The following is a 13,729-nucleotide window of genomic DNA, read 5'->3' as shown; positions in this document are numbered from 1 at the left end:
GAAACCGGTCGCTCTGCAAAGTACAGCATGATTGCGCCTCGTGGGTTTTTTGTTGTTATATGAGCGGGTCAATCCGAGTTACGCCCCCACCTTAGCAACCCGTTTTCTGATAATTAATGACGGGTATTTTCTGAATTTTTGTATCAGGTGAAATAATGCTGAACCTGCGTGACTTTGAGGCGTTTGTGGAGTTGGCGCACCGGCTGCATTTTCAAGAGACCGCCGATCGGTTAAACATCTCGGCGGCGACGCTTAGTCGGATCATAAGTCGGGTAGAGGACAAGGTGGGGACGCGTCTGTTTGACCGTACAACGCGCTCAGTAACCCTGACTGTGGCTGGGCAGGCTTTTCTGGTGCAGGCTGAGCAACTGCTGCGTCAGCAGCAAAACGCCATGCGTGTTGGGCGAGAGATTGGCCAGGGTTTTTCAGGACATTTAAATCTGGGCTATGGTGGTGCCGCGGTGGAGACTTTCCTGCCGGAGCAGATTACCCGGTTCAGAGACCGGTTTCCCGGCGTACGTCTCAACTTGAACCTGCTGTCGATCGGCGCACAGGAGCAAGCACTGCTTGAAGGTGAACTGGATATCGGCTTTTTCTGCGGCAGTACGCGCAATAGTGAACTACGCTGCCAACCCTGTTACAGCGAACCGCTGCTGCTGATTATAGCTAAGGACCACCCATTGGCTGCACAGGAAAGCATCCGGCTGGCAGACCTGGAACCCTTTGGTTTTGTGCTTGGCAAGCGCGATAAATGGGTCAGCGTTTATGACCATTTTCTGGACAGCTGTAACCATCAAGGGCTTAACATCCGAGTGGAGCTTGAGGCTGACGATGTGGCCAGTGTCATGGGGCTGGTGGCAGCAGGAAAATTGCTCAGTTTGTATCATTTGGGTCATGAAACCATGCGTCGTCAGGGTATATGCTGGCGACCCCTGGTCGATTTCGAGGATGACATCATCGTGAATGCCGCCTGGCGGCGGGATAATCAGAACCCCGCCTTGCAACACTGGCTGGCCATGATGCCAACCTAACCCCGCTCAATCTGCTCCAGCCACTGCATCAGTTGCTGCTCAAGTTGTCTGGGCTGAGCAACTTTGGAGACCAGTTCAGCTTCCCGTTGCAGCAGTCGCTCCGTAACCTCTTCGATCAGAGCCTGTCCCTGAGTGGTCAGGCCGACCAGACGACTGCGGGCATCCTCCGGGTTGGCCGGGCGTTCGATCAGCCCCTTGTCCTCCAGCCGGGCCAGAATCTTGGTCATGCCGCCTGAGCTGACCAGCAGCTTGCGATACAGCTCGGTCGGGGTAATGCGGTAGGGGGGCGGGCTGTTGCGCAAGGCACTGAGGGCTTCAAACTCGGCGCCCTGCAACTGGTACTGTTGGAACAGTTCCTCGGCCAGACGGCTCAAGTACTCGTGCAGCCGGTAGATTGCCGGGGCGACCAGGCTGACCCCGGTTGTGGTTTCTGGCCAGTACTCCTGGGAGGTATCAAACAGCTCGGTAAAGCTGACACGTTCGCGGCGCATGGATGATCCTTGTATTTATCTTTCTGGAAAGATAATATCACGCCAACATATCTTTCTGGGAAGATAAATGTGGCGTGGATCTATCTCGTGTTGGCTGGTGTGTTTGAAGTGGGCTTCGCGGTTGCACTGAAGCAGTCGGAGGGGCTGAGCAAGTTGGGGCCTTCAGTGGCTTTTGTGCTGCTGGGTGGCGCGAGTTTCATTTTGCTGACCCGGGCGATGGCCAGTATTCCATTGGGCACGGCCTATGCCATCTGGACCGGCATCGGTGCAGTGGGCACGGTGCTGATTGGCATGGTCTGGTTCGGAGATCCGACAAGTGCCCTGCGCCTGTTTTTTCTGGCGCTACTTTTGTGCTCATTGGTTGGGCTGAAGCTGGTGTCCTGATGCTGCGCCCCCGGTCGCCTTCTGCCGTCGGGGACGCAACAACACTTACTCAATCGCTTCGGGCGACTCCGGCAGGATCTGACCGCCGTCGACAATGATCTGCTGACCGGTGATGAAGCGGGCTTCCGGCGAGGCCAGGAAGCAGGCCGCGTGGCCGATATCTTCGGGTTCACCCAGGGTGTGGGTCGGGATCGCGGCCCGCATCTGGTTCAGGTAGGTTTCGCCCTGATCCGCCAACCCTTCGGTGAGTATGTTGCCGGGCATGACGGCATTGATAGTGATTCCCTGATTGGCGACTTCCAGTGCGGCACTGCGCATGAAACCGAGCTGACCGGCCTTGGATGCGCCGTAATGGCTCCAACCCGGGAAACCGGTGATCGGTCCGGTGATCGAGGAGGTAATCACGATGCGGCCATAGCGCTGGGCTCGCATTGGTTCCAGTGCGGCCTGTACCATCAGGAACATGCCCTTGAGGTTGATGTTCTGCACCTGATCCCAGTCCGCTTCGGTCATGTCGTCCAGCCGTGCCTGAGGGAAGATGCCGGTGTTGGAGCAAAGGATCTCCAGTGTGCCGCCCTGGCGAACGGCCTCGGCCACGGCGGCTCGGCAGTCCGCCTGAGAGGTGACGTCGCAGCGCACGAAATGGCCATTCAATTCGCGGGCAGTGGCCTCGCCCTGCTCGACATCGATATCGGCGATCACTACCCGGGCACCGGCCCTGGCCAGCGTCTGCGCGATGCCCTTGCCGATCCCCTTGGCGCCGCCGGTAACCAGTGCGGTCTGTCCTGTCAGTTCAAACATCATCCATCTCCTTGTTTCTGTTGCTGTTATGACCCATGGAAACGATTAAGGTTCGGTGCGTCAACGGCAACAGTGTTCAGGCTGAGCTGGATCAGTGAACCGGCCGGCGGCACAGTAAATGGATAACTCCGTGCAGAAAGAAGCTTTTTTATGCCATCGCTCTCGGTTAGGTTTATATGGATAACAATAATGCTGCAGAGGACAACACTATGAGTGGCTACAACACCCCTTTTGAGGCCTTGGGTGAAGAAGGGATCCGGCAACTGACCAGTGCCTTTTACGATTATATGGATACGGCACCGGAGGTGGCACAGATCCGTGCCATGCACGGCAAGGACCTGGGGCCAATGAAGGAGCGGCTGGCAGAGTACCTGATCAGCTGGATGGGTGGTCCGCAGATCTATGCCGAAAAGTATGGGTCGATGTGCATGACCAGCCCGCACAAGCCCTATGCCATTGGGCCGGCTGAGCGCGATCAGTGGCTGCTCTGTATGGATCAGGCGCTGGAACAGACAGGGGCCGATGAAGAGCTCAAGCAGATGCTTAAAGGCCCGATGTTCGCGATAGCCGATATGGTACGCAACCGCGATTGAGGTGCTGGCAGGAGCCCGGTTGCCCGGGCCCCTGACTATCAGACAAGTTTGGGTTTGAACGCGGCACAGGCCTCATTGGCATTGGCTGTGGACAGGTTCTTGTCCAGGTCGCCGGCCAGTGCCTTGGATACGCGGTCATCCATGGCGCCACGCAGCAGACCCAGGAAATGGGGCGGAGCGGCCATATAGAACTGGCGGATGCTGTTGTCGTTCAGGGCGTGGCGTACCTGGTCGATCACCTCGCGGGCGAAACGCAGGTCTTCCGCCTGGCGTGGCGTGACTTTTTCCTGCATGCCATGGCTACCGCTGCCGGCATTAGCCTGGGCGCCGGGCGCATCGCTGGCCAAAGAGGAGCCGGAAGCGCGTGCGGCAGGATGGACCAGGGTGTGAATCTCTTCAGCCGTATCCCTGGGGCTGTTTTGCTGGAAGATGCGCGCCTTGGCAGCATCGGCAACGACATACCAGGTAGCCATATTGGTTCTCCCGCGGTTTGATGATTGAGAGGGTGCAGGTTTGATCCTGCGATAACTCAAGTATCGTTCAAATTCGGGAATAGGAAAGCTGCCAGTTGCAGCAGCATGGCAAGTCTGATGTCTTTGTGCACGCTCTGAATTGATCTCTCTATGGGTCAATCCTAGACTCAAACCAAACAGCAAGTGGGTGTTTATGTGTTGCCAACGGTTGGGAGGCAGCCTGAGCGATGTTAGGTAACACCGTCGATTCCTGGGGGACGGTCGCCAAGTTACTCCATTGGTCCATGGCACTATTACTCCTGATACAGTTGGTGTTGGGAGTGCTGGCTGTGGCCTGGCCTCTATCACCTGCCAAGCTCAATCTATTTATCTGGCATAAATCTCTTGGCCTTGCCCTGCTTCTGCTGGTCAGCATCCGCTTGCTGTGGCGTTGGTCCAATCCTGTACCAGGCCTGCCACCAACCATTCCGAATTGGCAGCGGCAAGCCAGCTGGGTCAGCCATCTGTTGCTGTATTTCTGTCTGGTCGCGCTCCCGCTGACGGGTTGGGTTATGAGCTCAGCCAGTAATATCCCGCTGAAAGTGTTCTGGCTGTTTCGGTTGCCGGACATCACGGCCCCTGACAAGGCGCTTGCTCAGATGATGAAGGGGGTGCATTTCGGTTTGGTGGTGCTGTTTGTGCTTCTGCTTGCTGTGCATATATTGGCCGCCTTGCACCATTATTTTGTCAGGCATGACGGGGTGCTCGAACGTATGTTGCCGGGCAGAGAGCGATGAAGACGCTGACGGCTGTCATCTTGCTGTGCCTGCTCAGTTCTCCTGCACGGGCGATCCAATGGCACATGGATCCGGATTCGAGTCGACTGATGTTTGAGGCCAGCTATCAGGGGGAGCCTGTTCCAGGTGAGTTTCGTCACTTTCAGGCCAGGTTGACGCTGGACCCCAGAAGGACGGACAACGCTGAGCTGGATGTCAGGGTTGATATGCAAAGTACCGATTTGGGCAGCAGCGAACTGGATGAGGGCGCTGCAACTGCAGAGTGGCTCGATATCACCCGTTATCCCCAGGCCGAATTCCACAGCCAGCAGATCCGACAGGTCGATGAGACGCAGTATATCGCTACGGGCACGCTGAGCCTTAAGGGTGTCGAGCGCAAGATTGAGCTGCCCTTCAGGTTCCAGGAGGAGGGGCAAGTCGCGTTGATGAGTGGTGAAGCGTTGATGCAGCGCTCCTGGTTCAATATAGGCACCGGTGAGTGGAGCACGGACGAGTTCATCGGATTTGATGTAACGCTAAGTTTCGAAGTGAAGTGGCAGCGTGAGCATTAAAAGAAGTTTCGCCATTCCCGGGTTGATGTTGAGCTTGCTGGCGGGCTGTGCACCGCAGGTCGAGCAACAGCCATTCGTTTTGCCGAGTCAGCCCGCTGAATTTCCCTCCGATATTTACCTTGGCGCAGCACACAGGGCCCAGCGGGTGTATCGCGTGGACGCGAGCCGCTCCCTTGTGGTGGTCAGGGTCTACCGAGGAGGGCGCTTCGCCAATCTGGGGCATGATCATGTGGTAGCAAGCCACCAGGTTCAGGGGTTGATCCTGTGGAGTGAGGATTGGCAGTCACGCCGGGCGGATCTGTTTGCCCCTTTGGCATCGCTGACGGTGGATGAAGCGGCGCTCAGGCAGGAATACGCCTTGACGACTCAGCCCAGCGAACGGGATGTGGCAGGAACCCGCGATAATATGCTCAACAAAACATTGCGGGTGAGTGCGAACCCTTTCGTCAGCTTGCATATTCAGGCGTTATCCGAGGTTTTACCCACCATGCCGGTGCAGGCCGAAATCAGCTTGAATGGCATTGTCCGAAGCAAACGGCTTGATGTACAGGTCGAGCAGAAGCCTGGCGAGATGTGGTTTTCCGGGGCGTTCTCGTTGACGCAGACCGAGTTCGGTCTGGAACCTTACAGCCTGCTTGGAGGGCTATTGCGGGTTGAGGATGAGGTCGATATAAGCTTCAAGCTGGTGGCAGTCGAGTTTATCCCCGGCGAATAGTCAAACGAGACAGCAGAAGCGTTCAGTGATGACATCGCGCTGCCTTGACCTCGAGGTTTGGTCCGATCTGGGAGCAGTAAAGCAGAAAAAAGCCCGCAAACCTGATTATCAGGTGCGGGCTTTTTCGCTTGGGCATTCAGTGTCTGATCAGATCAGAGCGCCTCGATCTTGGCGTACTGCTCCTTCAGCTTGTCGAATGCAGCCTGCGCATCGGCAATCTTCTCTTTCTCTTTTGCAACGACCGCTTCCGGCGCGTTGGCAACGAACTTCTCGTTGGAGAGCTTGCCCTCAACACGCTTGATCTCACCGGTCAGGCGATCCAGTTCCTTCTGCAGACGTGCCAGTTCGGCATCCTTGTCGATCAGGCCGGCCATCGGTACCAGTACTTCCATCTTGCCGACCAGCTTGGTGACGGACATCGGGGCTTCCTCGTCCGCTTCCAGCCACTTGACCTCGCTCAGCTTGGCCAGCTTGGTCAGGGCGACGTAGTTTTCCTGTACGCGGCGGAAGTCTTCGTCGCTGCCGTTATGCAGCAGCACTTCCAGTTCCTTGCCCGGGCCGATGTTCATTTCGCCACGGATATTGCGCACGCTGACGATGACGTCCTTGAGCCATTCGATGTCGGCTTCGGCCGCTTCGTCGATCAGTTCGGCCACCGGTTTCGGGTAGGTCTGCAGCATGATGGTGTCGCCATCCTTGCCCGCCAGGCCCTTGATCTGCTGCCAGATCTCTTCGGTGATGTACGGCATCAGCGGGTGCGCCAGGCGCAGGATCGCTTCCAGCACGCGTACCAGAGTGCCGCGGGTACCGCGACGCAGCGCGGCCAGGCGTTCCTTCTCTTCGTCGGTTTCGCCTTCGGACTCGTCCCAGAGCACCGGCTTGGACAGCTCCAGGTACCAGTCGCAGTACTGGTTCCAGATGAAGTCGTACAGGGTCTGGGCGGCCAGGTCGAAGCGGTACTCGTCCAGGTGCTTGATGACGGTCTCTTCGGTGCGCTGCAGGCTGCTGATGATCCAGCGGTCGGCCAGGGTCAGCAGCACTTCCTCGTTGTTCTGGGCGCAGTCCTGACCTTCGGTGTTGCTCAGCACGTAGCGGGCGGCGTTCCAGATCTTGTTACAGAAGTTGCGGTAACCTTCCAGACGCTTCATGTCCCAGTTGATGTCGCGGCCGGTAGAGGCCAGTGCCGCCAGGGTGAAGCGCAGGGCGTCGGTGCCATGAGCGGCGATACCTTCCGGGAACTGCTTCTCGGTGCGCTTGCCGATCTTCTCGGCCAGCTGCGGCTGCATCATGTTGCCGGTACGCTTCTCGAGCAGGTCCGGCAGGCTGATGCCGTCGATCATGTCCAGCGGGTCGAGCACGTTACCCTTGGACTTGGACATCTTGTCACCGCTCTCGTCGCGGATCAGGCCGGTGACGTAGACGTTCTTGAACGGTACCTGCGGCTTGCCGTCTTCGTCCTTCATGAAGTGCATGGTCATCATGATCATGCGCGCTACCCAGAAGAAGATGATGTCGAAGCCGGTGACCAGGGTATCGGTCGGGTGGAAGGTCTTCAGACGCTCGGTGTTCTCCGGCCAGCCCAGGGTGCCAAAGGTCCAGAGTGCGGAGCTGAACCAGGTGTCCAGTACGTCATCGTCCTGGCGCAGTTCCAGTTCCGGATCCAGGTTGTACTTCTGGCGCGCGGCTTCCTTGTCGGCCGCGACGTAGACGTTGCCTTCATTGTCGTAGAACGCCGGGATGCGGTGGCCCCACCACAGCTGACGGGAGATACACCAGTCCTGAATGTCACGCATCCAGGCGAAGTACATGTTCTCGTACTGCTTGGGCACGAACTTGATGTCGCCGTTCTCGACCGCTTCGATTGCCGGCTTGGCCAGGGTCTTGGCATCGCAGAACCACTGGTCGGTCAGCATCGGTTCGATCACTACGCCGCCACGGTCGCCGTAGGGCACGGTCATGTTGTTCTCTTCGATCTTCACCAGCAGGCCGGCGGCTTCCATATCGGCCACCACGGCCTTACGTGCGGCGAAGCGCTCCAGGCCCTGATAGGCTTCCGGCAGGCTCGGATCGATTTCCTTGTTGTCGCTGCCGTCGGTGTTGAACACCTGGGCTTCCTTGCGGATATGGCCGTCCAGGGTCAGCACGTTGATCATCGGCAGACCGCAGCGCTTGCCGACTTCGTTATCGTTGAAGTCGTGCGCCGGAGTGATCTTCACGCAGCCGGTGCCCTTTTCCATGTCGGCATGTTCGTCGGCCACGATGGGAATACGGCGGCCGACCAGCGGCAGTTCGACGAACTGGCCGATCAGGCTCTGGTAGCGTTCGTCTTCCGGGTTCACCGCCACACCAGTGTCGCCGAGCAGGGTTTCCGGACGGGTGGTACCGACCACGATGTGGTCTTCACCGGCCGCGGTTTTCACGCCATCGGCCAGCGGGTAGCGCAGGTACCACATCTTGCCTTTGACTTCGCGGTTCTCCACTTCAAGGTCGGAGATCGCGGTGTGCAGTTTCGGGTCCCAGTTGACCAGACGCTTGCCACGGTAGATCAGTTTGTCGTCGTACAGGCGGATGAATACTTCCTGCACGGCGCGGTAGAAACCGGAGTCCATGGTGAAGCGCTCGGTGGGCCAGTCCACGGAGTTGCCGAGGCGACGCATCTGACGGGTGATGGTGCCGCCGGATTCTTCCTTCCACTCCCAGATCTTCTCGATGAAGGCATCGCGGCCCAGGTCGTGGCGGGTCAGTTCTTCTTCCGCGGCCAGCTTGCGTTCGACCACCATCTGAGTGGCGATACCCGCGTGGTCGGTACCCACCTGCCACAGGGTGTTGCGGCCCTGCATGCGGCGATAGCGGGTCAGCGCATCCATGATGGTGTGCTGGAACGCATGGCCCATGTGCAGGCTGCCGGTGACGTTGGGCGGCGGGATCATGATGCTGTAGGCGTCGCCTTCACCGGAAGGTGCGAAGTAACCCTTCTCTTCCCAGGTCTGGTACCAGGATTTCTCGATCTCGTGTGGCTGGTAGGTCTTGTCCATTGGGGTCCGTATCTCTGATCTTGTGGCCGCTCGGGTGGTTGCCGATAGTGTGCACGGCGTGCGTGTGGCACGGGGCGTCGGCAGCTCGGTCGAAACCTGTCATTATACAGGCTGGCAGTGGTCGATTACAGGGTTGCGACCCCGCTTGCAATCAGTGCAATGAATCTTAAAATACAACCGTGAATGTATGTAAAGAGGTTTGAAGCTCGATGGAGCAGACGGCTGCAACTATTGATACCAGTGGCTCGACCGTCCGGTTGTCAGGACACTGGACGCTGTCGCAACACGCCCAGTTGAAGCGCCTGCTGGCACAGACAGCGCCGCCGGGCGAGATCCGTTTAAGCGGAATCGCTGAGCTGGATACTGCCGGGGGCACGCTGTTGGCGCAGTGGCTGGGGCTTGATCGACTGGAAGCGGCCATGGCAGCTGAAGCTGACCTCCAGCCCGAGCGTCGTGCCTTGTTGGAAACGTTACTGCGCGCCATGCGCCGTGAGCCCCCTCCCGTGGAGGCGCAAGCGCCGGCCTGGATGCAGGCCTTGACCTTGTTGGGGCAGCAGACCGAGCAGCTGGCGCGGCATTTCTGGCAACTCAGCGGGTTTGTAGGTCTGGTGCTGCAGAGTCTGCTGGGGATTCTGTTTCGGCCATCGCGCTGGCGGATCACGGCCCTGGTCAACCAGATTCACCAGACCGGGCTCAATGCGGTGCCGATCGTGGCACTGCTCACCTTCCTTGTGGGGGCTGTCGTGGCCTTTCTGGGTGCCACGGTGCTGGGTGAGTTTGGGGCCGAGATTTATACCGTTAACCTGGTGGCCTATTCCTTCCTGCGTGAATTTGGCGTGATTCTGGCGTCCATCCTGCTGGCAGGCCGAACCGCCAGTGCCTTCACTGCCCAGATCGGTTCGATGAAGGCCAATGAAGAGCTGGATGCGCTGCGTACGCTGGGGATGAATCCGATTGAGCTGCTGGTGATTCCACGCGTGCTGGCCCTGCTGATCACCCTGCCGCTGCTTACGTTTGTGGCGGTGATGTCCGGCCTTGTGGGTGGGGCGATGGTCTCGCTGGTGGCGCTGGATATACCGGTGAGCCAGTATCTGGGCATCCTGGCTGATGTGCCGCTGAAACATTATCTGGTGGGACTGGCCAAGGCGCCTGTGTTTGCCTTTGTGGTGGCGGTGATCGGCTGCATGGAAGGGTTCAAGGTCAGCGGCAGTGCCGAGTCGGTTGGACGTCACACCACCTCCAGCGTGGTGCAGTCGATCTTCATGGTGATCCTGCTCGATGCGGTGGCGGCGCTGTTCTTTATGGAGATGGGCTGGTGAGCAGGCAAACGATTATCGAAGTGCGCGGGCTGTGCAATCGTTTTGGCAGCAATGCTGTGCACGAGAACCTGGATCTGGACCTCTACCGTGGCGAGATTCTCGGAGTGGTGGGGGGCTCGGGGACCGGCAAATCAGTATTGCTGAGGTCCATCGTCGGCCTTAACCGGCCCAGTGAGGGGGAGGTTCGGCTGTTTGGCCAGAACCTGCTGGCGCTGCCGGTAGCTGAGCGTTCCCGGCTGGAGCAGCGCCTGGGTGTGCTGTTTCAGGGCGGAGCCCTGTTCAGTTCGCTGACCGTACGTGAGAACGTTGCCTTGCCACTGATCGAACATGCCGGGCTGGCGCGTGCTGACGCCGAGGAGCTGGCTGAGGTCAAACTGGCGCTGTCCGGGTTGGCACCTCATGCAGGGGACCTCTATCCGGCATCTCTGTCCGGCGGTATGGTCAAGCGCGCTTCACTGGCGCGTGCGTTGGCGCTGGATCCGGATGTGCTCTTTCTCGACGAGCCGACGGCGGGGCTCGACCCCATAGGGGCGGCCGACTTTGATCAGCTGTTGCTGACGCTGCGCAATGCCCTGGGATTGACCGTGTTCATGGTCACCCATGACCTGGACTCGCTGTGGACCGCCTGTGACCGCATCGCGGTACTGTCACAGAAACGGGTGCTGGTAGCTGATACACCGGAACGGGTCGCCGACTATGACGACCACTGGATTCAGGACTATTTCAATGGCCCGCGTGGCCGTGCCGCCTATCGGGCGGTGCAGGGGAACTGATATGGAAACACGTGCACATCATGTCATCATCGGCCTGTTTACGCTGGCCGGATTGCTGCTGGCGCTGGGCTTCGGTGTCTGGCTGGTCAAGTCGGGCAAGCAGGTGGAAACCCACCGCTACCGAGTGGTGTTCGAAGAAGCGGTCAGCGGGCTGGCCGTGGGCAGCCTGGTGCAGTACAACGGCCTGCGTGTCGGTGAGGTGCGCCAGCTGCAGCTGGATCCGACTGATCCACGCCGCGTTCTGGCCGATATGGAGGTCAGCGCGGCCACCCCGATCAACCAGGGGACCAAGGCTCGACTGGCCATTGCCAATATCACCGGTGCCGCCAATATCCTGCTCAGCACGGATAATCCGGCAGCCCCGGCGCTGGTGAAACCCGAGGATTCGCCGCCGATTATCGTGGCAGAACCTTCGGCGATCGGCTCCTTGCTGGGCAACAGTGAAACCCTGTTTGCCAACGTCAATGAGCTGGTGGAGCAGGGTGCTCAGCTGTTGTCTGCGGATAATATCGACCGTATCGGACGTATTATCCACAACCTGGAACGGGTCTCCGATGAGTTGGTGGAGTCACGTGCCGGCGTGGGTGAAACGCTGAATGAACTGACTCAGGCGGCCCGTGATGCCCAGACGGTGATGCGTGATGCCAGTGAACTCCTGGCCCATGCCGATCGTATGCTGGTATCCCGGGGGGAGCCGATGCTGGCCGAGGGCCAGAAGGCGATGCTGGCGCTGGCGCAGTCCAGTCAGCAGCTGGAGCAACTGCTCAGTCGCAATACCGGTGCTCTGGATCGGGGGCTTCAGGGGATGGCCGAGATCGGCCCGGTGATGCAGGAACTGCAGCGCAGCCTGGGCACTCTGAATCGTATACTGTCGCGGCTGGAAGAAGACCCGGCCGGCTACCTGACCGGCAAGGCGCCGGCCAACGAATTTACCCCCTGAGAGGTTGAGCCGAGATGTTGAGTATGTTGCGACGTGCAGGAAAAGTGACGCTGGTCTTGGGACTTGGGCTGGCCCTGAGTGCCTGCAGCCTGCTGCCAGCGGCGAAACCGGTGCAGAGCTGGACGCTGACGCCTGACCTGACGACAACCGGGAAAGCCGTACAGGTAACCGATCTGCGCGTGCTGCGCCCGCAGACCCAGGATCTGCTCAGTGGCAGCTACCTGCTGGTGGTGCCCGAAGGCCAGCCGGTCAGCGTCTACAAGGGGGCTCGCTGGAGTGCCAGTATTCCCAATCTGTGGCGCGATTACCTGGTGACGGCGCTGCAGCAAGACAGCCGCTTTGCCCGCATCAGCAGTGACGAGGTGCGCGTAGCGGCCCGCCATGAGCTGGTCAGCCGCCTGGATGCTTTTCAGAGCGAATACCGGAATGGCCAGCCGGTGGTGGTGATGCGGGGCTACCTGCAGCTGGTGGATGCTGACAGCCGCGCCATCCTTGCCGAGCGGGCGCTGGAGCTGTCGCAGCCAGCGAAAGGCAAGGAAGTGGCTGAGGTCGTGGAGGCCTTCTCCGAATTGATGGCCACGTCCACTCGGGAGATAGAGAACTGGTTGCTGGACGTCCAGCAGGTGGATCAATCCAGTCGATGACGTCAGCCGCCCGGATTGTCGGGATATTTTTCGGCGAGAATGGGCCTAACTAATCAGGTCCAGTATTTAATCAAGATTATGGTGCAGTGATGAGTTACAAGAACCTGACCCCGGAAGAACAACACGTGATCCTGCACAAGGGCACCGAACGTCCCTTTACCGGCCAATACAACGAACACTTTGCCACCGGCGTGTATACCTGCAAGCAGTGTGGCACGCCCCTGTACCGCTCTGAAGACAAGTTTCCCTCCCACTGCGGCTGGCCCAGTTTCGATGATGAGATCGAAGGCGCCATCCGCCGCGAAGTGGACGCGGACGGGCGTCGTACCGAGATCCTCTGTGCCAACTGTGGTGGCCATCTGGGGCATGTGTTCGAGGGCGAAATGCTGACGCGCAAGAACGTGCGCCACTGCGTCAACTCCATCTCCATGGACTTTGTCAGCGCCGAAGAGCTGGCCCGGCATCAGGGCAGTGAGCTGAGCACCGCGTACTTTGCCGGTGGCTGTTTCTGGGGCGTTGAGCACCTGATGCAGCAGCAGCCGGGGGTGGTGTCGGTGGTGTCCGGCTACATGGGTGGCCATGTGGATAACCCCAGTTATGAACAGGTGTGTGGCAAGCAAACCGGGCATCTGGAAACCGTCGAGGTGCTCTATGACCCGGCCAAAATCAGTTTCGAAACCCTTGCCCGGCTGTTCTTCGAGATCCATGATCCGACCCAGGAAGACGGCCAGGGGCCGGATATCGGGCCCCAGTACGCCTCGGCGATCTTTGTCCACAATGATGAAGAACGCGGTGTCAGTGAGCAGTTGATTGCCGAGCTGGAGAACAAGGGACTGGATGTGGTGACCCGGGTGCTGCCGATGGCACCGTTCTGGCGCGCCGAGGAGTTCCATCAGGACTACTATGTGCGCACCGGTAAGGTGCCGTACTGTCACCGCTACCAGAAGCGGTTTTAACAATAGCGATTTGAATCTGAAGTTGGAGGGCTGATCTGCGACAGCAAGTCGGCCCTCCTTTTTTGTGTAAATCCTATAGGGCACCCTGCCCCCTAAGAGCGGTTTCGTGCAGAAGTCGGTTGGATGCTGAAGCCCAAAGCGGTCATTCAAACAAGTCTCGACTGTCTTCCGATCCTTGTCCAATAAATGGACACCTCAACCCTATATCTGAGCTAGTTAGTCCACGAATGGTCATTAATTTAGATGA

15 protein-coding genes are annotated in these 13,729 nt (G+C 58.9%); 11 read left to right on the top strand and 4 right to left on the bottom strand.

Annotation, left to right across the window (positions count from 1 at the left end; all coding sequences use genetic code 11):
- Positions 1-155 precede the first annotated feature (155 nt).
- Positions 156-1,031 carry a LysR family transcriptional regulator gene (locus ABD013_RS11340; protein ID WP_343805955.1) on the top strand — a complete coding sequence of 292 codons (876 nt, stop codon included), beginning with the start codon at positions 156-158 and terminating at the stop codon, positions 1,029-1,031.
- Here the strand turns inward: ABD013_RS11340 and ABD013_RS11335 are convergent.
- On the bottom strand, positions 1,028-1,522 hold the full coding sequence (locus ABD013_RS11335; protein ID WP_343805954.1) for a MarR family winged helix-turn-helix transcriptional regulator: 495 nt from the start codon (positions 1,520-1,522) through the stop codon (positions 1,028-1,030). The two genes, ABD013_RS11340 and ABD013_RS11335, sit on opposite strands and share 4 nt — an antisense overlap.
- Positions 1,523-1,591: 69 nt before the next feature.
- Between ABD013_RS11335 and ABD013_RS11330 the strand changes: the two genes are divergently transcribed.
- A complete protein-coding gene (locus ABD013_RS11330) occupies positions 1,592-1,906 on the top strand; it encodes a DMT family transporter (protein ID WP_343805952.1) in 315 nt (104 codons plus the stop codon).
- A gap of 45 nt (positions 1,907-1,951) precedes the next feature.
- On the opposite strand, the gene fabG is transcribed toward ABD013_RS11330, so the two are convergent.
- The gene (gene fabG, locus ABD013_RS11325) at positions 1,952-2,707 is read right to left on the bottom strand and encodes a 3-oxoacyl-ACP reductase FabG (protein WP_343805950.1); all 756 of its coding nucleotides are present in this window, start codon (positions 2,705-2,707) and stop codon (positions 1,952-1,954) included.
- A 176-nt stretch (positions 2,708-2,883) separates the two neighbouring features.
- Between fabG and ABD013_RS11320 the strand changes: the two genes are divergently transcribed.
- Positions 2,884-3,300: a group II truncated hemoglobin gene (locus ABD013_RS11320; RefSeq protein ID WP_343805948.1), complete on the top strand. Its 417-nt coding sequence runs from the start codon at positions 2,884-2,886 to the stop codon at positions 3,298-3,300.
- Between the two features lie 38 nt (positions 3,301-3,338).
- On the opposite strand, the gene ABD013_RS11315 is transcribed toward ABD013_RS11320, so the two are convergent.
- Entirely contained in the window at positions 3,339-3,773 is a 435-nt protein-coding gene (locus ABD013_RS11315; RefSeq protein WP_343805946.1) for a host attachment protein, read from the bottom strand.
- A gap of 227 nt (positions 3,774-4,000) precedes the next feature.
- Here ABD013_RS11315 and ABD013_RS11310 point away from each other — a divergent pair, with 227 nt between their 5' ends.
- The 3 genes from ABD013_RS11310 to ABD013_RS11300 are packed head-to-tail and all read left to right on the top strand — an operon-like array spanning position 4,001 to position 5,815.
- On the top strand, positions 4,001-4,549 hold the full coding sequence (locus tag ABD013_RS11310) for a cytochrome b (protein ID WP_343805944.1): 549 nt from the start codon (positions 4,001-4,003) through the stop codon (positions 4,547-4,549).
- Entirely contained in the window at positions 4,546-5,100 is a 555-nt protein-coding gene (locus tag ABD013_RS11305) for a YceI family protein (protein WP_343805942.1), read from the top strand. The genes ABD013_RS11310 and ABD013_RS11305 overlap by 4 nt, the downstream gene beginning before the upstream one ends.
- Before the next feature lie 25 nt (positions 5,101-5,125).
- Positions 5,126-5,815 carry a YceI family protein gene (locus tag ABD013_RS11300; RefSeq protein ID WP_343805940.1) on the top strand — a complete coding sequence of 230 codons (690 nt, stop codon included), beginning with the start codon at positions 5,126-5,128 and terminating at the stop codon, positions 5,813-5,815.
- A gap of 152 nt (positions 5,816-5,967) precedes the next feature.
- Here the strand turns inward: ABD013_RS11300 and ABD013_RS11295 are convergent, their stop codons facing one another.
- A complete protein-coding gene (locus ABD013_RS11295) occupies positions 5,968-8,850 on the bottom strand; it encodes a valine--tRNA ligase (RefSeq protein ID WP_343805938.1) in 2,883 nt (960 codons plus the stop codon).
- 209 nt (positions 8,851-9,059) lie between these two features.
- On the opposite strand from ABD013_RS11295, the gene ABD013_RS11290 reads away from it, so the two are divergent.
- The 5 genes from ABD013_RS11290 (at position 9,060) to ABD013_RS11270 (ending at position 13,482) form a co-directional block, all read left to right on the top strand.
- Complete coding sequence (locus ABD013_RS11290; RefSeq protein WP_343805936.1) at positions 9,060-10,169, top strand: ABC transporter permease; 1,110 nt, start codon at positions 9,060-9,062, stop codon at positions 10,167-10,169.
- On the top strand, positions 10,166-10,942 hold the full coding sequence (locus ABD013_RS11285; RefSeq protein WP_343805934.1) for an ABC transporter ATP-binding protein: 777 nt from the start codon (positions 10,166-10,168) through the stop codon (positions 10,940-10,942). Before ABD013_RS11290 ends, ABD013_RS11285 begins: the two co-directional genes overlap by 4 nt.
- A gap of 1 nt (position 10,943) precedes the next feature.
- Entirely contained in the window at positions 10,944-11,882 is a 939-nt protein-coding gene (locus ABD013_RS11280) for an MlaD family protein (protein WP_343805932.1), read from the top strand.
- A 23-nt stretch (positions 11,883-11,905) separates the two neighbouring features.
- Positions 11,906-12,526, top strand: a complete 621-nt coding sequence (locus ABD013_RS11275) for an ABC-type transport auxiliary lipoprotein family protein (RefSeq protein WP_343805929.1) — start codon at positions 11,906-11,908, stop codon at positions 12,524-12,526.
- An 89-nt stretch (positions 12,527-12,615) separates the two neighbouring features.
- Entirely contained in the window at positions 12,616-13,482 is an 867-nt protein-coding gene (locus tag ABD013_RS11270) for a bifunctional methionine sulfoxide reductase B/A protein (RefSeq protein ID WP_343805927.1), read from the top strand.
- Positions 13,483-13,729 lie beyond the last annotated feature (247 nt).

The organism is Marinobacterium maritimum, from assembly GCF_039523155.1.
GTDB classification, from domain to species: domain Bacteria; phylum Pseudomonadota; class Gammaproteobacteria; order Pseudomonadales; family Balneatricaceae; genus Marinobacterium; species Marinobacterium maritimum.
The sequence above is the reverse complement of the archived record's forward strand: the minus strand, read 5'-3'. Positions and strand labels throughout refer to the sequence as shown.